The following is a 20,137-nucleotide window of genomic DNA, read 5'->3' as shown; positions in this document are numbered from 1 at the left end:
GACGGGGACCAGGCGGACAAGGCACACACGCGACGAGGAGGTGCGCCGATGACCACCCGACGGGCCGCCGTGCGGGAGATTCTCACCCACAGCGACGGTTTTCGCAGCGCCCAGGACATCTACGCCCAGATGCGCGCCGACGGCGCGAAGATCGGGCTGACCACGGTGTACCGGACGCTGCAGACGCTGACCGAGTCCGGTCAGGTCGACGTCCTGCGCACCGACGACGGCGAATGCGTGTACCGGGCGTGCGCCACCGGCACACACCACCATCACCTGGTCTGCCGCGACTGCGGCCGCACGGTCGAGGTGGCCGGCCCGGACGTCGAGCGCTGGACGGAGGTCGTCGGCGCCGAGCATGGCTTCACGGCGATCACCCACACCCTGGAGATCTTCGGCACCTGCGCCTCCTGCGCCACCACCACCCCCACCGGCTGACCGTCCCCCGAGACGCGTCAGAAGAGGCCGAAGCGGCTGGCCGCCATGGCGATGAGGAAGGCGGCCATGGCCACCCGCATCAGCCGTGCCCAGTGCCCGAGTGACGGCCACGACATGTACGCCAGCCACACCACGAAACCGAGGACGGGCAGGACGGCGATGCCGCCTCGCCAGTCGGCGACGGCGAAGCCCACCAGCAGCAGGATCACCAGGACGACAGGGATGATCCAGCGCGGCAGTCCGTACAGGAACACCAGCGGCACCGCGCTTTTGCGCTCGACCGCTCTTCGCAGGCCCGTCGCGCCGGGAGTGAGGAACTGCTCGCCCGGGGGCAGCGGCCGGGGCGCGGGACGCCGGTCGCGCGCCAGCGGGTGGGCGGGGACGGCACGCCCGCGCGCCGCCGAAGATGACGCCGGAGAGGACGCCGAAGAAGACGAGGAGCGCGAGGAGTCACCGCGCGTGTGCTTGTCGGCCACGGTTCGAGCCTAACGGCGAACGCCCCCGGCCTGCAGGCCGCCGTCCGCCGCATCCCGCGGCGGCTGGCATGCTGGGCGGCATGCTCGCGCTCATCAGGTATTCGGTGCCCGGCTCGCAGGCCGGGGAGTTCGTGGACGGCGCCAGGACGATCCTCGCCACGCTGGCCGCCCAGACCGGGTTCCTCGGCGGCCACATCGGCAGGTCGGTGGACGAGCCCGACCTGTGGGCGCTGGTCAGCGAGTGGGAGGGGGCCGGCTACTACCGGCGCGCCCTGTCGGCGGCGCGCATGGACATGTACCCGCTCATGACCCTGATGATCAACGAGCCCAGCGCGTTCGAGATCATCGCCAGCAGCCCGGAATGACCGTCCTGCGGTAGCCCGGGAAGCCTCGCCGGGGGCCCCCGGGGCCGTCCGCGGGCAGGCTCCCCGGGGCGCGCGGGGGATTGTGGGCTGGTCGCGTCGGCGGTTCCCCTAAGCTTGGAGTGATCGGGCAGGTGACGCGCCCTCTGATCGACCAACCCAACCCCGACCGCCAGCCGGATGGAGATTCTTGATGGCCCGCCGTACCGACATCATGGACACGATCGTCAGCCTCGCCAAACGCCGCGGACTCGTCTACCCGTCGAGCGAGATCTACGGGGGTCTGCGCGCGTCCTGGGACTACGGCCCGCTCGGCGTCGAGCTCAAGAACAACGTCAAGCGCGAGTGGTGGAAGTCCATGGTCCAGGGCCGCGAGGACGTCGTGGGCCTCGACTCCTCGGTCATCCTGGCGCGCGAGGTCTGGGAGGCGAGCGGCCACGTCAGGGAGTTCGTCGACCCGCTGACCGAGTGCCAGTCGTGCCACAAGCGCTTCCGCGCCGACCACCTCGAGGAGGCCTACGCCGAGAAGCACGGCGGCAGGGCCCCCGAGAACGGCCTGGCCGACCTCACCTGCCCCAACTGCGGCACCAAGGGCGCCTTCACCGCGCCGCGCATGTTCAACGGCCTGCTCAAGACCTTCCTCGGCGCCGTCGAGGACGACTCGGGCCTCGCCTACCTGCGCCCCGAGACCGCGCAGGGCATCTTCATCAACTACCTCAACGTGCAGCAGTCGTCCCGCAAGAAGATCCCGTTCGGCATCGGCCAGATCGGCAAGTCGTTCCGCAACGAGATCACCCCGGGCAACTTCATCTTCCGCACGCGCGAGTTCGAGCAGATGGAGATGGAGTTCTTCGTCAAGCCCGGCACCGACGAGGAATGGCACCAGTACTGGATCGACACGCGCCTGCAGTGGTACATCGACCTGGGCATCAACCGCGACAACCTGCGGCTGTACGAGCACCCCAAGGACAAGCTGTCGCACTACTCCAAGCGCACGGTGGACGTCGAGTACCGCTTCAACTTCACCGGCTCCGAGTGGGGTGAGCTCGAGGGCGTGGCCAACCGCACCGACTTCGACCTCACCACGCACGCCGCCGCCTCCGGCACCGACCTGTCGTTCTTCGAGCAGGACAGCGGCGAGCGCTACGTGCCCTACGTCATCGAGCCGGCCGCCGGCGTCGACCGCTGCGCGCTCACCTTCATGATCGACGCGTACACGGTCGACGAGGCCCCGAACGCCAAGGGCGTCATGGAGCAGCGCACGGTCATGCGGCTGGACCACCGCCTCGCGCCGGTCAAGGTGGCGGTGCTGCCCCTGTCGCGCAACAGCGACCTGTCGCCCAAGGCCCGCGACCTGGCCACCCAGCTCCGCCGCCGCTGGAACGTCGAGTTCGACGACGCCGGGGCGATCGGCCGTCGCTACCGCCGCCAGGACGAGATCGGCACGCCGTTCTGCGTCACCGTCGACTTCGACACCCTCGAAGACCACGCCGTGACGATCCGCGAACGCGACTCCATGGCCCAGAAGCGCATCGCCCTCGACCAGGTCGACTCCTACCTCCGCCAGCACCTCAACGACTGACCCCGCCCGCACGCCCGAGCATGGCGGCCGCCCCCGCGGCGGCCGCCTCCGGGGATGCGTCAGTGCAGGGGCTCCCGCGTGCCGGCGGACACCTGCGGTAGATCGGCGGCGGCGCGCGTCCTGGTGGGACGCCTCAGCCGGGTAGGTCGGTGGTGGAGGGCATGATCTCCACGTCGTCGGCCTTGACGAAGGCCACGCGGTGGCCGAGTTGCACCTGGTAGTACATCGTGCGGCCGCGGACCAGCCGGTGGGCCTTCTCGTCGAAGGAGGTCGAGTGGTAGTACTCGCCGTGCGTCGCCAGGCCGACCGCGTACCGCTGCCCCTGCTGGATGGTGTACTGCAACGGCACGATCGGCTGCACGGGCACTCCCTTCGGGTACGCCTGGGGTTCGGGGTAGGCCCTGCCGTACACCGGCACGCTCGCGCGCCCGGGTCCGGGCGTGACGACCAGCCCGGTGGCGTTGACGGCGGTCGGCGCGTCGTCGGGGTCGTGGAACCACGCGCGCCGGCCGAGATACCAGATGGCCGTCCAGTCGCCGCTGCGACCCGCCACGGCGAACTGCTGGCCGGTGGTCGCCCGCGCGCCGTGGTCGTGGACGTCGTGGGTCGACGCGGCGTCCGACCTGCGGCCGACGTCCCTGACCAGCGGGGCGTCGTCGCTGGGCGCGGTGTGCAGCCAGACCGATGACGACCCGTGCGGCGGGCACGGCTCGCCCGGCTCCGCACATCCGGTGTAGCGCGGGTGGTGGCGCGCGTAGTCGGTCCTGATCGTCACCAGGCCGCTGCGGTCGCCGCCGGTGGACCTGATCGGGCTGCCCAGCAGCTCGAAGTAGTGGCCCCAGTCCCAGTAAGGCCCGGGGTCGACGTGCATCGCGGCGACCGTGCCCGGCACGGTGCCCGGGACGTTGTCGTGGCCCAGGATGTGCGCGCGGTCCAGCGGGATGCCGTACCGGCGGGCCAGGTAGCGCACGAGCCGGGCGGAGGCGCGGTACATCGCCTCGGTGTACCAGGCGCCCGCCTTGGCCATGAACCCCTCGTGCTCGATGCCGATGGCCTTGGCGTTGAAGTACCAGTTCCCGGCGTGCCAGGCGACGTCCCGGGCGCGGACGTGCTGGGCGATGTGCCCGTCGGAGGAGCGGATGGTGTAGTGCCAGCTCACGTACGCCGGGTCGTCCACCAGCCGCAGCGTCTTGCCGTAGGTCTCCTCGGTGTCGTGGATGACGATGTAGTCGATGCGGTGCCGGCGCGGCCGGTCGGACCGATCGTGGTTGCCGTAGCCGCCGCCGGGCAGTTCGCGGTACGGCGCCGGCAGCCACTCACAGGCGAGGCCCTTCGGGCACTCGGCCCTCCCGGCCCCGGCCTCGGGCGGCCCCTCGCGCTCGACGTGCTCCATGCGCGGAGCGATCTCCGGTGCGGCGGGCAGCCAAACCTGCCGGCCGTCGTCGGTGACCCGGCCCGCGCCCCGCTCGATCAGGGCGAAGACCTCGCGGGCGAACCGGTGGGCGCTGCCGGCCTCGGTGGCGCCCGAGTACCGGGCGACGGCGTCGAACCAACCGGCCGGGTCACGGCTCGCGGGCCGGCCGAGCGCCTTCTGGTGGCGGGCGAGCAGTGCGGCGCCGCCCAGCACGTTGGCGTCCGGGTCGCGGACGAGCCGGTCGGCCGGGATGCCGGTGAGCCGGGCGGCCCGTTCGGCCGTCCCGGGCCCGTGACGGCCGTGCAGGGCGAGGCGGGGGTCGGTGAGGTGCATCGGCCCGTATCCGCCGGAGGTGCTGGGCAGTCCCTGGTTGGCGTCCCAGCGTGACTCCAGGTAGGAGACGCCGAGCAGGATCTGCTCCGGGACGCCGTACTTGGCCGCCGCGACCTGGAACGCCCGCTGCCGCGACAGCGCGGCCCCGGACGCCTCCTGCCGGAACCGGATGGGCGTGGCCCCGGACGCCTTCTGTCCGGACAGGGCGGGTGCGGCCTCGGACGGCTTCTGCTGGGACCGGGCAGGCGTGGTCCCGGAGGCCTGATGCCGGGACCATGCGGGCGCTGGAGCGCTCCAGGCGGGTGGGGAGGCGGGGCCGGCGAGGACCAGCGAGGCCGCCAGCGGGACGGCGGCGGCCGGCGTTCTGCGCATGGAGGACCCTTTCTCAGGCAGTCACGCGGGCAGTGCGAACGCTCCTGCGGGACTGCGTGAGCCCGGGATATCGACGGTCACCTTACGACTTGCCGTCGCCGGATCCACTGCTTGTCATGCGGCGTGTCAAAGACCGCCTTCACCTGGCGAGGTCTTCTGCACTCCTATGTGACGTTCATGCGGAACGCCGCCCCGCCCGGCATCAGCGGCGCCGACGCGGGCCGGGATGACAGGTAGGAAATATCCTACGTATAGTGGGGCGCATGCCACCCACACACGCTCCGGCCGAGGACCTGGTCTTCGCCGCGCTGGCCAGCCCGGTGCGGCGCGAGGTGCTGCGGCTGCTCAGGGACGAGGGGCCGCAGCCGGTGCAGCGGCTGGCCGGGAACTTCACGATGGCCCGCCCGAGCTTCTCCGAACACCTGCGGGTGCTGCGCGAGGCGGGGCTGGTCGCCGAGCGCAAGGTCGGCCGCCAGCGGCTCTACCGGCTCGAAGCGGTGCCGCTGAACGAGGTGCAGCAGTGGCTCAGCCCCTTCGAGCGGTTCTGGCGCGAGCGGCTCGCCGGGCTGCGCGACCTGCTCGACCAGATGGACGACGAGCGATGACCGGCGACGACCCGGCCGTCGTCCACCTCGACGAGTTCCTGCCGCATCCGCCCGCCAAGGTGTGGCGGGCCCTGACCGAGCCCGACCTGCTCGCCCGGTGGTTGATGCCCGGCGACTTCCGGCTCCAGGTCGGCCATCGGTACACCATGCGGGCGGTCCCCATGCCGGGCACCGGCTTCTCCGGCACGGTCCTGGCCGAAGTGCTCGCCTTCGAGACCGGCAGGATGCTCCGCATCGGCTGGCGGGACGCCGACCCCGGCAACGACGCCGACTGGACGATCACCTGGACGCTGGAGCCGGAGGGCAGGGGCACCCGGCTGTTCCTCCTGCACGAGGGCTTCGACCCTGGAAACCCGCTCCAGCAGCGCGCCCGCCGGATCATGGGCGGCGGCTGGCGATCAGGCGTCCTGCGCGGCCTGCGAGCCGTCCTCGACCGCATGTGAACCCACGCCCTCGTGCGGACCGTGACCGCGTGCGAAGCCCCCTGCCCTCGGTGAGTCTCCTGCTCGTGGTGTAGGTCGCGACCTCGAAAGCCCTTCTTATCCCGATATCAACGATTGGATTCAGCTATGTCCGAGATCGCCGAGCGGTTCGATCGCCTCGCGGGCGACTTCCTGGCACGCGTCGAGGCGACGCCCGCCGACCGATGGGACCGGGTCACGCCCTGCTCGGGCTGGACGGCCCGCGACCTGGTGGGCCACGTCGTCAACGGGCACCGCGGCATCATCGCGGTCGTCCGCGGCACCCCGCCCCGGCCCTCCCACGGCGTGGGCGTGTCCGGCATGGCCGACGCGCCGCGAATCGAGCCGGACGCGGACCTCGCCGCCGCCTACGCCGAGGCCCGGGCGGAACTGCGCGCCGTCCTCACCGATCCGGAGCTGGCCGCGACGCCCCTGCCCTACAGCCCGCTCGGGCCGGTCGCGGTGGCGGAGGCGGCCGACAGAGTGGGGGCCATGGAACTGCTCGTCCACACCTGGGACCTGGCCCGCGCCGTGGGCGGGGACGAGACCCTGGACCGGGACGCCGTCGTCAGGACGCACGAGAAGCTGCGCCCGCACTACGCCGCCCTGCAGAGCACCGGCGCCTTCCAAGGGGAGGTCACGCCCCCCGGCGACGCCGACCCGCAGACCGCGTTCCTCTGCTTCACCGGACGCCGCCCCTGACGTCCCCGGACGGCCTGCCACAGAGCAGACCAGAGGCGGACAGGGCGGCGTGGGAGGTCAGGGGCGCCAGGTGGTCAGGATCTGGTCGACGCGGGAGCGGATGCGCTCGCGGGCGGTCATGCGCGGGACGCCCGACATCAGCAGCTCGTCGTAGTCGGTGTCCAGGTGGCGCACGCTCGCGACCACGGCCAGGGTGATCGCGTTCTCGTCCAGCACGCGGGCGGCGGCGGTGCGTCCCACCCGGCCGCTGCCGCGCACCGCGGCGTGGCCGGCGATGGCGCTCGCCCGCTCGGCCGGGCAGCCGGGGAACAGGCGGCGGATCTCCTCGGTCATCCTCGCCTGGAAGTCGGCGTCCTCGCCGGCCCGCCGCTCGCGGTCGCGTTCGCGTCGGCGCAGCCGCACCTCCTCGTCGGCCAGGCACTGCTCCTCAGCGCGTGCCAGGGCCTCTTCCTCGACCAGCACGCCGAGCCGCTCGTACCGCTTGCGCCGCCGGTTGAAGTGGACGACGACGGCCGAAAGGCCGCTGGCCTTCTTCGCGCGGCGGCTCAGCGCGGCGTTGCCCGCGGGAAGGAAGACCAGATGGTCCATGTCCACGCACGTCAGGCAGTGCGGCTGCTCGTCTTCCATGATCAGGTAGGGCCCGGTGTCCCCGCATCCGGCGCAGGACCACTCCTTTTCGGGCATCACGGCCACCAGGTCGGGGGCCTTGTTGTGCCGTTCCTCGATCTGCCTGCGCCGCGGCTCGCTGAGCTCCGGCGAGATCCAGTGGACGCGGAACCGGCGCTCGGTGTCCTCGTCGCCGTCGGCGGTGAAGCGCAACGGCCGCCGGTCGCGGCCGGCCGCCGCGTACGCCGCCTCGCTCTCGACCAGGCCGCGGGCGAGGGCCCATTCGCGCAGGTGGGAGAGGGCCTGTTCCATTCTGGGGCGGTCCACGGGCGCCAGCCGTTCCAGGTTGTCGGCGCGGCCCTGCCGCCACGTCTCGACGTGGCGGACCGCCAGCCACCCCAGGCCGGTGAGGACGTCGATGGCGGTCACGTGCCGGCGGGTGGCGAGGGCGACCTCCGCCGCCTGGGCCACCCGGCCGCCGAGCTTGCTGCGCACGCGTCCAACCCTGCCGCACGCGGGCACGTGCGTGTGCCGGTTCGCCGCTCTCGGGTCGTCCCGGTCATGCGGCGCATCGCGGCCGGGTGAGCCATTGACATTCGAGGGGCGGTCACCTCGATGTCCCCGAAGGGTGAAATGATGCGGGCGGGCCCACCACGTTCCGCCCGTTGGAGTTCGGACGCGTCCCCCGGGTCGGCCGTGCTCACACGGGTCGCCGCCGGGCTCGATCGGGCACCAGGCCGAGGGCGCCGCCGCGCGGCGCCCGCATCCGACCGAGGAGCACATGTGCACCTGCTGACCAACCCCGTCAAGGACTACGCGTGGGGATCGCGCACGGATATCGCCGAGCTCACCGGCAGGCCCGTCCCCGCGCCGGGTCCTGAAGCGGAGATGTGGCTCGGTGCCCATCCCTCCGGCCCGTCGCGCCTCGGCGGCGACGACGGCCGGACCCTGGCCGATCTCATCGGGGCCGACCCGCGTGCCGGACTCGGCGATGCCACGCTGGAGGCGTTCGGCGAGCGACTGCCGTATCTGCTGAAGCTCATCGCCGTCGCCCAGCCGTTGTCGCTTCAGGTCCATCCGTCCGCGGAGCAGGCCGTCGACGGCCACGCCCGCGGGGTCTACGGCGACCCGTGGCCGAAGCCGGAGCTGGTGTGCGCGCTCACGCCGTTCACCGCGCTCGCCGGGTTCCGCCCGCCGGAGCAGGCCGCGATGCTCGTCGACCGGCTCGGCGTCCCCGACCTGAAGGACGTCGTGTCCCTGCTGGAGGGCGGGGAGTCGCTCGGAGCGCTGGAGGCCCTGCTCGGCAAGCGGCAGGCCGCCGAGCAGATCGTGTGGGCCGCCTCGGCGGTGCATCACCCCGACTACGAGCTGGTGGTTCGCCTGGCCAGGCGCTACCCGGGCGACCCCGCGTGCCTGGCCCCGCTGCTGCTGCGCCGGCACGAGCTGGCCCCCGGCCAGGCCCTGTTCCTCGGCGCCGGGGTGCTCCACTGCTACCTCAAGGGCTTCGGCGTGGAGATCATGGGCAGCTCCGACAACGTGATGCGCGCCGGTCTCACTCCCAAGCCGCTCAACGTCGCCGAACTGCTGCGCATCACCGACCCCGCCACCGCGCCGCTGGCCCTCGCGGCCGGTCCCGGCGGGGTGTACGACACCCCGAGCCCGGAGTTCCGCCTGCGCCGGATCGACGGCGCGGGCGCCGAGCAGAGCCTTCCCGCGGGGGTGCCGCGCATCCTGCTGGTCACCGAGGGGACGGCGACGGCCGGGACGACCGAGCTGCGCCAGGGGGAGTCGGTGTTCGTCCCGGCCGCCGGGCCCGCGCTCACCGTCCGCACGACCGGCACCGTCTTCGTCGCCGAACCCGGCATCTGAGCGAGGAGGCCCATGAGCGTCGACCTCGGGGTCTGGTACGCGCGTCCCCCGCTCACGCCCGAGGAGGCGGCGCGCAGGTACGCGGCCTGGCGCGCCGGCAGGACCACGCCCGCCTCGGACGCCCGGGAACCGGCCTCTGAGCCGGTATCCGAGCCGGCCTCAGAGCCGATCCCTGAGCCGGTCGCCGAGGCGACCTTGGAGCTGATTCCGGCGCCGGTCCCGGATCCCGTGCGCGAGCCGGTCCCCGAGCCGGTCCCGGATCCCGTCCGAGAACCGCTCCCCGAGCCGGTCTCCGAACCGGTCTCGGGGCCGGTTCCGCAGGTGGCCGCCTTCTACGACGCTCTGACCGAGGAGTTCCCCGACCTCACCGACGGCGACTACGCGACCTCGCCGTGGGCGACGCCGCTGACGGTCGGCGACGAGTTCGTCGTGATGTCCATCGTCTTCCCCCGTGCCGCCGAGGTGTGCCGCACCGTCCTGCGCCTCGCCGACCGGCACGACCTGGTCTGCTTCGACCCCCACCCCGACGAGCTGTTCTCCGGCTGACCGCGACTCGCCGCCCGCCGCCCGACAAATCCGCACCTGCCCGTATTCTGCCGTGGTGCTGGAGTTCAGACTGAAAACCGCGGCGCGCGGCCGCGGAGGACCGACGCCTCGCACCCACCACCTTCCGCGTACCGTGGGGCGCGCGGGCCGGAGACGGGGCTGATGCCGGCGCTCGACCTGGCCCAGTGGGCGGTGCTGGTGCTCGCGCTCGTCCTGGTCGGCTTCTCCAAGACCGGGATCTCCGGCGCGGGGACGGTGGCGGTCGCGCTGTTCGCCCTGGTCCTGCCGACGAAGAGCTCGACGGGGATGCTCCTGCCCCTGCTGCTGGTCGGCGACGTGGTGGCGGTGGTCTCCTACCGCAGGCACGCCGACTGGCCGAGGCTGCTCAAGCTGTTCCCCTGGGTGGCCGCCGGAGTGCTGGTCGGCGCCGTGGTGGTGCGCTGGGTCGACGACGCGCAGATGCGGCGGATCATCGGGGCGATCCTGCTGGTGATCATCGCGCTCAGCCTGTGGAACCGGCGGCGCGGATCGGACGCCTCGCTCGCCAACCGGCCCGCGGTGGCGGCGTTCGCGGGAGTGTTCGCCGGCTTCACCACGATGACGGCCAACGCCGCCGGGCCCATCATGGCCCTGTACTTCCTGGCGGCGGGCCTGCCGATGCTCGGCTTCCTCGGCACGACCGCGTGGTTCTTCCTGACGATCAACGCCTTCAAGGTGCCGTTCAGCGTCGCGCTCGGCCTGGTCACCCCGGCCACGCTGGTCTTCGCCGCGGCCACCGCCGCCGCCGTCGTCGTGGGAGGCGGGGCAGGGCGCGTAATCGTCCGGCACATCAACCGGACCTGGTTCGAGCGCATCACCCTGGCCCTCACCTTCCTGGCCGCCGTCCGGCTGATGTTCTGACCTCCCGCGACCGGCGCGCGGCCCGGAGGGTCAGGCGCCTGTGGCGCCGATGGCGTGGCCGATGACGTACACGACGACGGCCGCGCCCCCGCCGACGAGCAGTTGCCTGCCGCCCGTGCGCAGGGCGGGCCTGCCGTTGAGCAGGCCCAGGAAGGCGCCCACGGCGAACAGGGCGAGCCCGGCCAGCAGCACCGCGGTCACCAGCGCGGCCGTCCCGTCCGCGAACAGGTACGGGATGACGACCACGACGGCTCCTAGGGCGAAGGCGACCAGGCTCGACAGCGCCGCCGACCACGGCGAGCCGAGCTCCTCGGGATCCAGTCCCAGCTCCTCGCGGGCCATGGTCTCCAGCGCGGTGTCGTGGTCCTTCATGATCGTCTTGGCGACGCGCTCCGCCTCCTCGGCGTCCAGGCCCTTGGCCCGGTAGATCAGCGCCAGCTCCTCCTCCTCGGCCGCGGGATCGTCGCGCAGTTCCTCCGCCTCCAGCGCGATCTCCCGCTCGTAGGCCTCGCGCTGGCTGCGCATCGAGATGTACTCGCCGACGGCCATGGAGAACGCGCCGGCCAGCAGTCCCGCGAGCCCGGCGAACAGGATGGTGTGCCCGGCGGCTCCCGAACCGGCGAACCCCATGGCCAGGGAGGTGTTGGACACCAGGCCGTCGTTGACGCCGAACACGGCCGCGCGCAGCGTGCCCGACCGGTCGCTGCGGTGCCAGCGTTCGCGCCGGGCCACGCCCCGGCCGCCCACCACCGGCAGGCCCTCTCCGGCGTCCGCCCGTTCCCCCTGGCGTAGCCGGGTCAGCACGCGGGCGTGCGAGCGCTCGTCCACGGCCATGCCGGGATCGGCGTCCGGGTCGGCGTCGTACAGGCCCGCGTCGGCGTGCTCGGCGCGCTCGACGAACGGCAGCACCGCGCCGACGGAGTACCGGCGGGCCAGCCAGGACAGCGCCCGCGTGCGCAGGCTGGGCCGGCTCGGGTCGGGCACCTTCTCGCCCAGGCCGGCGAGCTTGCCGGCCCAGTGCGCGGCGTGCCGTTCCTCCACGGCGGCCAGCTGCAGGAAGACCTCGCGCCGCTCTCCCTCGGCGCCGGCGGCGAGCCCGCGGTACAGGACCGCGCTCTGCCGCTCGGCCTCCAGGGCGCCGCGGTAGCGGGCGGCGGCCTGCCGGTCCCCGCGGGCGCCACGGGGCTCGTTTCGGGTGTTGCCGGTCTCGGCGCTCATCGTCCACGTCTCCTGCCCGGTCACCGCGCGTCCGACCACGCGGCGCCGATCATCACTGGTCCGGGTCTGGTCGCCGCGGGAGGATCCGCTCGTCTCCAGGGCTCTGGGGCGCCGGCCGCGGCGCTCAGTCCGGTGCGCTCCCGCCGAGGCAGGCGCGGCAGACCCCCCGGAAGATGACCTGCGCCTCGTCCACCTCGCCCAGGTCGTCACCCGGGGTGAGGCAGGGCTTGGCGTCCACGACGCAGGCGACGTCGCTGACCTTCCCGCACCGGCGGCAGACGAAGTGGTGGTGCCACCGGTCGGCCACCTCGTACACCGCCGCGCCCGGTCCGACGTCGGCGCGCAGCACGACCCCGAGCTCGGCGAGGGTGACCAGCGAGTTGTAGACGCTGGTGCGCGGCAGCGTGATCCCGCGCCCCGCCAGGTGCGCGTGCACGTCGTCGGCCGTGCGGTGCCCGCCCATCGAGCGCAGCGCCTCGGTCACGGCGAGGCGGGGCCGCGTCGCCCGCAGCCCGGACGCCCGCAGCGACGCCACGGTGTCGTCGGCGAACTCACCCACCGGCTCCTCCGGCCATCGGCCCAGTCTTATATGGATATTGTGCAAATAAGTCTACATCGCCGGTACAAGTGTCGGTATGTCGGTCCTACGGCGTCCGCCGCCGGCCCGGCCGGCCTCATGCCCGTCAGCCGGCGGCGACGGAGACGGCGGGAACAGGGGGAGCGGCGGGGGAGCCCTCTGCGGCGACCTCGCGGAGCAGGGCCGCGGCGGCGGCGCTGGTCGGGTCGCCGGTGACGGTGACGATCTCCCAGGGCGGCACCGCGCCGGCGAGCGGGACGAACCGCACGCGGTCGGTCTTCGCCGAGAACGACCGCGGGACGAGCGCCACGCCCAGCCCGAAGGTCACCAGGTCCAGCAGCGAGTGCACGTCGGTCACCTCCAGCGCCACCCGGCGCTCCACCCCCGCGCCGGCCAGCACGCTGTCGGCCAGGTTCCTGCTGACCCAGTCGGCGGGGAAGTCCACGAACCGCTCGGCGCCCAGTTCGGCCAGGCCGACCTCCGCGCGGGAGGCCAGCGGGTGGTCCGATGGGCAGGCCAGGACGAGCGGCTCGCCGGCGAGGGGCGTGGCCACGACGTCGCCGGGGCACCGGGCCGGGCGGGCGACGAACGCCACGTCCAGCCGGCCCGTCCGCACCTGCTCGACGAGCTCGCCGGAACCGCCGTGCCGCAGGCTGACCTCCAGGCCGGGATGCGCGGCCACGAACCGGGCGAGCACCGCCGGCAGGTGCACCACGTGCAGGCACTGCAGCGAGCCGATGGCGAGGCTGCCCCGCAGCAGGCCCTGCACCGCCGCCACGGCGTCCACGGCCGCGCCGGTCGCCGCGAGCGCCCGCCGGGCCTCCACCAGCAGCGCCCGGCCCGCCGGGGTCAGCTCGACCTGCCGGGTGCTGCGCAGGAACAGCGGGGCGCCCAGCTCGCGCTCCAGCGACCGGATCGAGGCGGACAGGCCCGACTGGGCGACGCGCAGCCGCTTGGCGGCCCGGGTGAAATGGCAGTCCTCGGCGACGGCCACGAAGTACTCGAGCTGCCGGAGCTCCATGATCTATCACCATCGCTGCTCAATGAGATCAGTTTCTTCTGTTGGACAGCTTAATCGTGGGCAGAGGAGACTGCGAAGGACAAGACATCTCCGAGGAGGAACTCTCATGCAGACTCGCCGCATCGGCGACGTCCAGGTCGGCGCGATCGGTCTGGGCGGCATGCCCATGTCCATCGAGGGGCGCCCCGACGAGCAGCGTTCCATCGCGACCATCCACGCCGCGCTCGACGCCGGCGTCACGCTCATCGACACGGCCGACGCCTACCACCTGCTCGCCAGCGACGTGGGCCACAACGAGGCGCTGATCGCCCGCGCCCTCGCGAGCTACGGAGGCGACACCTCCGACGTGCTGGTCGCCACCAAGGGCGGCCACCTGCGCCCCGGCGACGGCTCCTGGACGCTGAACGGCTCGCCCGACTACCTCAAGAGCGCCTGCGAGGCGTCGCTCCAGAGGCTCGGCGTGGAGGCCATCGGCCTCTACCAGTTCCACCGGCCCGACCCGCGCGTGCCCTACGCCGACTCCGTCGGGGCCGTCCGCGACCTGCTGGACGCCGGGAAGATCCGGATGGCCGGCATCTCCAACGCCGACCCCGGCCAGATCCGCCAGGCGAACGAGATCCTGGGCGGGCGGCTGGTGAGCGTCCAGAACCAGTTCTCGCCCGCCTTCCGCTCCAGCGATCCCGAGCTCGAACTGTGCGCCGAGATGGACATCGCCTTCCTGCCGTGGAGCCCGCTCGGCGGCATCGCCCGGGCAGGAGAGCTCGGCTCGCGGTTCGACGTCTTCGCCGAGATCGGGCGCGAGCACGGTGCCAGCGCTCAGCAGGTCTGCCTCGCGTGGATGCTCGCCAAGGCCCCGGTCGTCATCCCGATCCCCGGGTCCTCGCGTCCGGAGACCATCCGCGACTCGGCCGCCGCGGTCGACCTGAAGCTGTCGCCCGAGGAGCTGTCCCGCCTCGACGCGGCCTGACCGCGAGCGGTCCCGGGTGGCCGTCCGCCGATGGACGCCACCCGGGCGCGCGCGGTCAGTTGGTCCGGGTGTTGGGCAGGTGCGCGCCGAGGTAGCCGACGTAGACCTTGCCCGTGGCGCCCCCCGAGTCGTCGTGGAAGTGCATGCGCGGCGCCGGGTACCCGACCGCGCGTAGCTTGATGTGGGCCTCCATGAGGATCTCGCCGCGCGGGTCGACCTCGGTCGGCACGGGGAAGGTCCGCGGGTCGCGGAACTTGTCGCGGCTGGTGACGCTCTTGGACTCGCGCATGACCAGCATCCCGGTCGGCACCCTGTAGCGTCCGGGCTCCCCGACGGCGCACCAGTCGTAGAACCCGCCGGCGAACTCCCCGCTGGAACGGGCGCGGGCGAAGTCGTTCAGCGCGTGCAGCGCGTCCCACGCCTTGCCGGCCCAGCTGCGGCGCAGCCCCGGGTAGACGACGTCCAGCCGCGCGGCGGGGGAGTCGGTGTCGCCGATCACCACGTGGGTGAGCCGGGACCTGGCCTCGACCAGCGCCTCGGCCAGGCTGCCGGGCTGGAACACCTCCTCGGGGACGGCGACGCCGTACATCGGATGGCCGAGCGCGGCCAGCGCGCCCTCCAGCCAGCGCACCCGCTCGGCGAGCGTGCGCGCCGAGTCCACCGCGTCGGCGTACTCCTCCTGCAGCAGCCGGTAGGCGACCCGCGGGTCCTCCGGCTCGTCCGGCGGGGCCGGGTCGTCGATGACCAGGTCGCGCAGGGCGTCCAGCCGCAGGCCCAGTGTGCGCACCTCGCGCAGGAGCCGCTGGCCGGAGTCCATGCCCGCCGCCAGCCCGAGTGCCGTCTCCAGTTCCTCGCGCACCTCCTTGACCACCAGCTCCGCCACCTCGTACGCCAGCCCGGGGGGCGCCTCCCCGGGCGCGTTCATCTCCGCCCGCGCGCCCTCGTCCGCGCGCCGGTCCGTCCCTGCCTCCCCGCTCGCGTTTGCCGCCGCTTTCCCGCTGCCGCCCGCCGCCGCCTCTCCGCTCGCGTCCGCCGCCGGTTCCCCGCTCGCGTCCGGCGCGGCCGAGGGGGGCAACGGCACGACGGGACGCCGGGGCGCCGGGACGGCCCCGGGCCCCGGCACGGGTGTGTCCCCTGGTCCGGGGGCGGGCGCGACGCCAGGGACGGGTACGGCGCCGGGGATGGGCGCGGCGCCGGGACGGGGGAGGGGCGTCGCCGCTGAGCCGGGACTCGGCGGGAAGGGCGCGCCCGCCGGTCCGGGACGCGCGGGCGGCGGCATCAGCCGGCGTCGCAGTGCCTCGCGCGCCGGCCCGGAGGGCGCCAGGCGGGGGTCCAGCGCGCCCGCCAGGTCGCCGGACGGCGAGCGACCCACCAGCACCCGGTGGACCACCGGCAGGGCACGCCGCACCTCCTCGGGCAGGTCGGCGCCCGCGGACCGGCCGATCATGCCCTCGACGATCTTGCCGAGCGCCGCCTCCCCTTCCTCGCGCAGCTTGGCCGGGCGCATCGGCGGATGACGGTAGCTGTGGCGCTCGGTGGCCGGATCGAACGGCGCGGCGTAGGTGCGGATCGCCCCGCCGTACACCCCGAGATCCCGGCCGATCGCCTGGTTGAACAGGTCTTCGGTGGGTTTGTCGGCCAGCCGTACCACCACCCCGGCGCCGGCGACCGCGGCCGCCAGCCACTCCGCGCGCCCGGCGCTGCCCGGGTCGGGGGTCACCACGGCGATGGGCACGCGACGGCGCGGCTCAGTGAGCATATGGACGAAGTGCGACACTTCCTGCTCGGCCAGGACGACCGGCGCGTCCTCCAAGTGGACCGCGCCGTCGGTGATGCGATGGGTGCGCAGGTAGGCAGGGAGGAACCCCGGCGCGTGCGCCGTCCCCGAATGCCCGCCGCCGGATCGCTCCACGGTCACCACGACCCAGCCCGGCACCCGGTCGGTCCCGTCCAGGAAGACCGCTTCGGTGCGCAGTGTGCCGCCGTCGCACGGCTCCTCAAGGACATACCGGCCGCACTCGTCACGACGCTCCATGGTCAGCCGCGCCCCGCCCACCTCGTGCCGCGTCCGCTGCCGCGCGGCGTCGGCGGCCGGGAAGCCCTTCTCCTCTCCCCACCGCGAAAAGGTGCGATGCAGCCGGACCCAGATGGGCCTCGCGCCGTCTCGCAATACAGCCTGGTACAGCCGTGTCGTGGACCCCACTGTCTGCCCTTCGGTCGGTCAATGGTGAAAGGTACGGCCAGGTCCCCCGTTCCTGTTGGACGCGAGCACCGCCGCGCCGGATGTCACGCACGGCCTACATGTTCACTCCGGAGAGTGATGCCTGGGCGGGAAACGCCAGAAGAGGGAACTGTCGGGGCCGTTCGGCACGATGGGAGGCATGGCTTCATGGCAGGAGATCGAGAAGGCCGTCCCCGAACTGGCCGCCCGCGTGACCGAGGTCATGGGCAAGGGCAAGCACAAGACGATGGCCACCCTCCGCAAGGATGGCTCGCCGCGCATCAGCGGCATCGAGGTCGAGTTCAAGCAGGGCCAGGTGTGGCTCGGCTCCATGCTCGGCGCCGTCAAGGCCCTCGACCTGCGCAGAGACCCCCGCGTGGCGATCCACAGCCCTACCAGCGATCCCGACGAGGCCGATCCGGGGCGCTGGAGCGGTGAGGCCAAGCTCGCCGGGAGGGCCGTCGAGATCACCGACGAACGGGTCCGCGAGGCGTACGGCGCGCCGCCCGGGCACGACTTCCACCTGTTCCGCGTCGAGGTCGCCGAAGTCGTCTTCACCCGCGTCGACGCCGACGGGCGGCATCTGGTGATCGAGATGTGGCACGAGGCCACCGGCCACCGCGTCGTGCGCCGCGAATGATCCGGCGCGCGGGGCCGCCGGGCCGTCGTCGCCCTTCCGGCGGGCGGGACCGGGTGCGATGATCTCGGGTACGCGCCGGCGGACGTCGCGTAGCCGCAGTGCAGGAGAGTGCCCGGTGACAGACCACGCGACGCCCTTCGACCGGCCCCGGCCCTCTTCCCGCGACACCGCGCTCGACGAGGTCGCCGTGTCCCCCGGCGGGCCGGCGGAGCGGCCCGGGGCCGACGCGGCCCCCGGCGCGGCGTCGGCCGGTGCGCACACCTCGGACGGAACGCGGCCCGGTCTCGACGCGGTGCCGGCCGGGGTCGACACCTCGGTGCCGCACGCGGCGCGCATCTGGAACTTCTGGCTGGGCGGCGAGGACAACTACCCGGTCGACCGCGCGGCCGGCGAGCAGACCATGCGGGTGCTGCCCGAGATCGTGGACATCGCCCGTCACTCCCGGGCGTTCCTCGAACGGGCCGTCCGCCACCTGGTCGCCGAGGCGGGCATCCGTCAGTTCCTCGACGTGGGCGCCGGCCTGCCGACCGTCGACAACACCCACGAGGTGGCCCAGCGGGTGGCGCCCGAATGCCGGGTCGTCTACGTCGACAACGACCCGCTGGTGCTGGCGCACGCCCAGGAGCTGCTGACCAGCACTCCCGAGGGCATGACCGGCTACGTCCACGCCGACGCGCGCGACCCGGAGGCGATCCTGCGGGCCGCGGCCGCGACGCTGGACCTCACCCGGCCGGTCGGCGTGATCATGCTGGGCGTGCTGCCGTTCATCGGCGACGACGCCGAGGCCAGGTCGATCGTCACCCGCCTGCTGGACGCCGTGCCCGAGGGCAGCCACCTGGCCATCACCCACAGCACGAGCGCCGTCACCGGCGACCGGGTGATCGAGGCCGTCCGCCAGTGGAACGCGGTGGCGCCGGCCCCCTATCACCTGCGCACTCCCGGCCAGATGGCGGGCTTCTTCGACGGTCTCACGCTGCTGGACCCGGGCATCGTCTCCTGCCCCCGGTGGCGCCCGGACCTGATCTCCCTCCACGGCCTGCCCGAGATGGACGAGTTCTGCGCGCTCGGCCGCAAGTGAACCGGCCGCACCGGCGGCCGGCGTGCGCGTTCCCGGGCGGCGGTGCGGCTCAGAAGGTGTCAGCAGGTCTCGGGAGGTGTCAGGAGGTGTCAGGAGGTCTTCTGGGCCTGCGGCGCCGTCCAGTCCGGATGCCCCGGCATGGGCGGCACCGTGTCGCTGTAGAGCCACCCCTCGATGTAGGCGGTGAGGTCGCGCCCACTGATCTTGTTGGCCATGTCGATGTAGTCCCGGGTGGTCGCCGACGTGCCGCGGTACCGGTCGAAGAACGCGCGCTCGATGCGCGTGAAGACGGCGTCGCCGACCTGCTGGCGCAGCCCCGCGAGCATCAGCACCCCTCCGTTGTTCCCGCCGGTCAGCACGTCCGCCGCCGTCTTCAGCCGGGCGGGGGGCCCGGATTCCACTCGCTTGCCGAACTCGAACTCATACCGCTGCTTGAGGATGTCGTCCAGCCGGTGGTATCCCTTGTCCACCGAATAGAGCAGCTGGTAGTAGTCGGCGTGACCCTCGCTGATCCACATGTCGTTCCAGTTCCGCACCGAGACGGCGTCGCCGAAGTACTGGTGGGCCAGCTCGTGGATCATCGTCGGGGCGATGTCGGGAGCCGGGCGCGTCAGCCCTTCGACGCTGAAGGTCGACAGCGTCGCCGACTCCAGGGCGACCCCGTCGTAGTCCCCCGGCACCCCGAGCACCCCGTAGGCCGTGTAGGGGAACCTGCGGCCGAGCCGCTTCTCCATCCACGCGACCTGGCCGGGGATGTCGTCCACCCGTGGCTTGGCCGCCTTGTACCGATCGGTCGCGATGTAGCTGCGGATCGGCAGGCCGTGCGGGCCGCGCGCCGTCGTCATCGTGAAATGCCCGACGGCCGCCTGAACGACGTGGGTCGGGACCAGGTCGCGGCCGGCGTAGGTGGAGGTGGTGCGGTCCCCGGTCGTGACACGTGATCGGAGGGTTCCGATGGCGACGGCCTGCAGGTTCTTCGGCGTGGTGATGCGGAAGGTGAACCGGGCCTTGTCGCTCGGCCGGTCGTCGCACGGGAAGAACATGTGGGCCCGGTCCGGCTGGCCCATGAGCGCGAACCCGTCGGGCTTGTTGATCCAGTGGTCGATGATGTGCGTGCCCGGAGGATAGGACGGCGACGGCGGGTTCTGGCCCCGGTCGACGCGGTAGGAGATCTCGACGCGGAAGCGCCGTCCCTCGCGCAGCGCGTGCCGGGGGGTGACCAGCAGCTTCTCGCCGGAGACTCTGAAGGCGGCCGGTTCGCCCTGCACGGAGACCGAGCCGACGTGCTCCACCGCCGAGTCCAGGCTGAAGCCGGACAGGGCCTGCTTCGCCGTGGCGGTGATGCGGACGGAGGAGTCCATCTTCAGGGTGCCGGGCCGGTAGTCGTACCGGATGTCGTAGGACTCGACGTCGTACCCGCCGTTCCCCAGGTACGTGAAGAGCGGGTCGCCGGCGGTGTGCGCTCCGGGCTTCGGCGCCTCGCGGCCCGGACCCGCCGCCCAGGCGGGGGAGAGCGCGGTGGACATCGCCAGCGTCAGCGCCGACGCGGCGGTCAGCCTGGTCAGCCTGGTGAGCCGTCTGGTGAGCCGGGGGTTGATGCTGGAGGACAAAGGACCGCCTTCGGGGTGTCGGGGCGCCGCTTCCGGCGCGCTCGGACCACTTTGGGCGAGCAACATGTCCGGCCCGTCGGAGCACGGCCTTCACCACCGCTCAGCCGTGTATCAACCGTGTACCGGCCGACGGACCGGC

The 20,137-nt window shown here is 73.0% G+C and carries 20 protein-coding genes; 12 read left to right on the top strand and 8 right to left on the bottom strand.

All coding sequences use genetic code 11. From position 1 onward, the window contains the following. Positions 1-48: 48 nt before the first annotated feature. Positions 49-438, top strand: a complete 390-nt coding sequence (locus ACFQSB_RS00865) for a Fur family transcriptional regulator (protein WP_354834769.1) — start codon at positions 49-51, stop codon at positions 436-438. Positions 439-455: 17 nt separating this feature from the next. On the opposite strand, the gene ACFQSB_RS00860 is transcribed toward ACFQSB_RS00865, so the two are convergent. Then, positions 456-914, bottom strand: a complete 459-nt coding sequence (locus ACFQSB_RS00860; RefSeq protein ID WP_380823750.1) for a DUF6703 family protein — start codon at positions 912-914, stop codon at positions 456-458. 80 nt (positions 915-994) lie between these two features. On the opposite strand from ACFQSB_RS00860, the gene ACFQSB_RS00855 reads away from it, so the two are divergent. Further along, a complete protein-coding gene (locus ACFQSB_RS00855; protein ID WP_354834763.1) occupies positions 995-1,279 on the top strand; it encodes an antibiotic biosynthesis monooxygenase family protein in 285 nt (94 codons plus the stop codon). Positions 1,280-1,469: 190 nt separating this feature from the next. After that, a complete protein-coding gene (locus ACFQSB_RS00850) occupies positions 1,470-2,858 on the top strand; it encodes a glycine--tRNA ligase (protein WP_354834760.1) in 1,389 nt (462 codons plus the stop codon). Between the two features lie 133 nt (positions 2,859-2,991). On the opposite strand, the gene ACFQSB_RS00845 is transcribed toward ACFQSB_RS00850, so the two are convergent. Continuing rightward, entirely contained in the window at positions 2,992-4,977 is a 1,986-nt protein-coding gene (locus ACFQSB_RS00845) for an N-acetylmuramoyl-L-alanine amidase (protein ID WP_380823749.1), read from the bottom strand. Between the two features lie 263 nt (positions 4,978-5,240). Between ACFQSB_RS00845 and ACFQSB_RS00840 the strand changes: the two genes are divergently transcribed. The 3 genes from ACFQSB_RS00840 (at position 5,241) to ACFQSB_RS00830 (ending at position 6,745) form a co-directional block, all read left to right on the top strand. Next, entirely contained in the window at positions 5,241-5,582 is a 342-nt protein-coding gene (locus tag ACFQSB_RS00840) for an ArsR/SmtB family transcription factor (protein ID WP_354834754.1), read from the top strand. Further along, positions 5,579-6,025 carry an SRPBCC family protein gene (locus ACFQSB_RS00835; protein WP_354834751.1) on the top strand — a complete coding sequence of 149 codons (447 nt, stop codon included), beginning with the start codon at positions 5,579-5,581 and terminating at the stop codon, positions 6,023-6,025. The genes ACFQSB_RS00840 and ACFQSB_RS00835 overlap by 4 nt, the downstream gene beginning before the upstream one ends. 126 nt (positions 6,026-6,151) lie before the next feature. Continuing rightward, complete coding sequence (locus ACFQSB_RS00830) at positions 6,152-6,745, top strand: TIGR03086 family metal-binding protein (protein WP_380823748.1); 594 nt, start codon at positions 6,152-6,154, stop codon at positions 6,743-6,745. A gap of 57 nt (positions 6,746-6,802) precedes the next feature. Here ACFQSB_RS00830 and ACFQSB_RS00825 read toward each other — a convergent pair whose 3' ends face one another. Further along, positions 6,803-7,846: a DUF2293 domain-containing protein gene (locus tag ACFQSB_RS00825; RefSeq protein WP_380823747.1), complete on the bottom strand. Its 1,044-nt coding sequence runs from the start codon at positions 7,844-7,846 to the stop codon at positions 6,803-6,805. Between the two features lie 288 nt (positions 7,847-8,134). On the opposite strand from ACFQSB_RS00825, the gene manA reads away from it, so the two are divergent. The 3 genes from manA to ACFQSB_RS00810 all read left to right on the top strand — a co-directional run bounded on the left by manA (position 8,135) and on the right by ACFQSB_RS00810 (position 10,666). Further along, positions 8,135-9,220, top strand: a complete 1,086-nt coding sequence (gene manA, locus ACFQSB_RS00820; protein WP_380823746.1) for a mannose-6-phosphate isomerase, class I — start codon at positions 8,135-8,137, stop codon at positions 9,218-9,220. A 12-nt stretch (positions 9,221-9,232) separates the two neighbouring features. Next, a complete protein-coding gene (locus tag ACFQSB_RS00815) occupies positions 9,233-9,766 on the top strand; it encodes a hypothetical protein (RefSeq protein WP_380823745.1) in 534 nt (177 codons plus the stop codon). Between the two features lie 162 nt (positions 9,767-9,928). Further along, complete coding sequence (locus ACFQSB_RS00810) at positions 9,929-10,666, top strand: sulfite exporter TauE/SafE family protein (RefSeq protein WP_380823744.1); 738 nt, start codon at positions 9,929-9,931, stop codon at positions 10,664-10,666. Between the two features lie 30 nt (positions 10,667-10,696). Here ACFQSB_RS00810 and ACFQSB_RS00805 read toward each other — a convergent pair whose 3' ends face one another. The 3 genes from ACFQSB_RS00805 to ACFQSB_RS00795 all read right to left on the bottom strand — a co-directional run bounded on the left by ACFQSB_RS00805 (position 10,697) and on the right by ACFQSB_RS00795 (position 13,482). Further along, on the bottom strand, positions 10,697-11,884 hold the full coding sequence (locus ACFQSB_RS00805; RefSeq protein ID WP_380823743.1) for a VIT1/CCC1 transporter family protein: 1,188 nt from the start codon (positions 11,882-11,884) through the stop codon (positions 10,697-10,699). A gap of 124 nt (positions 11,885-12,008) precedes the next feature. Beyond that, entirely contained in the window at positions 12,009-12,443 is a 435-nt protein-coding gene (locus ACFQSB_RS00800) for a Fur family transcriptional regulator (RefSeq protein ID WP_380823742.1), read from the bottom strand. A gap of 124 nt (positions 12,444-12,567) precedes the next feature. Beyond that, on the bottom strand, positions 12,568-13,482 hold the full coding sequence (locus ACFQSB_RS00795; RefSeq protein ID WP_380823741.1) for a LysR family transcriptional regulator: 915 nt from the start codon (positions 13,480-13,482) through the stop codon (positions 12,568-12,570). A 106-nt stretch (positions 13,483-13,588) separates the two neighbouring features. On the opposite strand from ACFQSB_RS00795, the gene ACFQSB_RS00790 reads away from it, so the two are divergent. Beyond that, complete coding sequence (locus tag ACFQSB_RS00790; RefSeq protein ID WP_380823740.1) at positions 13,589-14,449, top strand: aldo/keto reductase; 861 nt, start codon at positions 13,589-13,591, stop codon at positions 14,447-14,449. Between the two features lie 55 nt (positions 14,450-14,504). Here the strand turns inward: ACFQSB_RS00790 and ACFQSB_RS00785 are convergent, their stop codons facing one another. Then, complete coding sequence (locus ACFQSB_RS00785; protein ID WP_380823739.1) at positions 14,505-16,652, bottom strand: hypothetical protein; 2,148 nt, start codon at positions 16,650-16,652, stop codon at positions 14,505-14,507. 178 nt (positions 16,653-16,830) lie between these two features. Here ACFQSB_RS00785 and ACFQSB_RS00780 point away from each other — a divergent pair, with 178 nt between their 5' ends. Beyond that, positions 16,831-17,310: a pyridoxamine 5'-phosphate oxidase family protein gene (locus ACFQSB_RS00780; RefSeq protein ID WP_354915073.1), complete on the top strand. Its 480-nt coding sequence runs from the start codon at positions 16,831-16,833 to the stop codon at positions 17,308-17,310. A gap of 292 nt (positions 17,311-17,602) precedes the next feature. Continuing rightward, positions 17,603-18,388, top strand: coding sequence for an SAM-dependent methyltransferase (locus tag ACFQSB_RS00775; protein WP_380824045.1), 786 nt, complete (start codon positions 17,603-17,605; stop codon positions 18,386-18,388). Between the two features lie 89 nt (positions 18,389-18,477). Here the strand turns inward: ACFQSB_RS00775 and ACFQSB_RS00770 are convergent, their stop codons facing one another. Continuing rightward, positions 18,478-19,998: a M1 family metallopeptidase gene (locus ACFQSB_RS00770; RefSeq protein WP_380823738.1), complete on the bottom strand. Its 1,521-nt coding sequence runs from the start codon at positions 19,996-19,998 to the stop codon at positions 18,478-18,480. Positions 19,999-20,137: the final 139 nt, after the last annotated feature.

Origin of the sequence: Sphaerisporangium rhizosphaerae (genome assembly GCF_042665155.1) — a bacterium.
Classification (GTDB): Bacteria; Actinomycetota; Actinomycetes; order Streptosporangiales; family Streptosporangiaceae; genus Sphaerisporangium; species Sphaerisporangium rhizosphaerae.
Note: the sequence above shows the minus strand (reverse complement) of the source record. Positions and strands in the feature narration are given on the sequence as shown.

Bases quoted from the DNA above. Each gene is read 5' to 3' on its own strand.
- ACFQSB_RS00865 (WP_354834769.1), top strand. From the start codon at position 49: ATGACCACCCGACGGGCCGCCGTGCGGGAGATTCTCACCCACAGCGAC.
- ACFQSB_RS00855 (WP_354834763.1), top strand. From the start codon at position 995: ATGCTCGCGCTCATCAGGTATTCGGTGCCCGGCTCGCAGGCCGGGGAG.
- ACFQSB_RS00850 (WP_354834760.1), top strand. From the start codon at position 1,470: ATGGCCCGCCGTACCGACATCATGGACACGATCGTCAGCCTCGCCAAA.
- ACFQSB_RS00845 (WP_380823749.1), bottom strand. From the start codon at position 4,977: ATGCGCAGAACGCCGGCCGCCGCCGTCCCGCTGGCGGCCTCGCTGGTC.
- ACFQSB_RS00840 (WP_354834754.1), top strand. From the start codon at position 5,241: ATGCCACCCACACACGCTCCGGCCGAGGACCTGGTCTTCGCCGCGCTG.
- ACFQSB_RS00835 (WP_354834751.1), top strand. From the start codon at position 5,579: ATGACCGGCGACGACCCGGCCGTCGTCCACCTCGACGAGTTCCTGCCG.
- ACFQSB_RS00830 (WP_380823748.1), top strand. From the start codon at position 6,152: ATGTCCGAGATCGCCGAGCGGTTCGATCGCCTCGCGGGCGACTTCCTG.
- ACFQSB_RS00815 (WP_380823745.1), top strand. From the start codon at position 9,233: ATGAGCGTCGACCTCGGGGTCTGGTACGCGCGTCCCCCGCTCACGCCC.
- ACFQSB_RS00810 (WP_380823744.1), top strand. From the start codon at position 9,929: ATGCCGGCGCTCGACCTGGCCCAGTGGGCGGTGCTGGTGCTCGCGCTC.
- ACFQSB_RS00805 (WP_380823743.1), bottom strand. From the start codon at position 11,884: ATGAGCGCCGAGACCGGCAACACCCGAAACGAGCCCCGTGGCGCCCGC.
- ACFQSB_RS00795 (WP_380823741.1), bottom strand. From the start codon at position 13,482: ATGGAGCTCCGGCAGCTCGAGTACTTCGTGGCCGTCGCCGAGGACTGC.
- ACFQSB_RS00790 (WP_380823740.1), top strand. From the start codon at position 13,589: ATGCAGACTCGCCGCATCGGCGACGTCCAGGTCGGCGCGATCGGTCTG.
- ACFQSB_RS00780 (WP_354915073.1), top strand. From the start codon at position 16,831: ATGGCTTCATGGCAGGAGATCGAGAAGGCCGTCCCCGAACTGGCCGCC.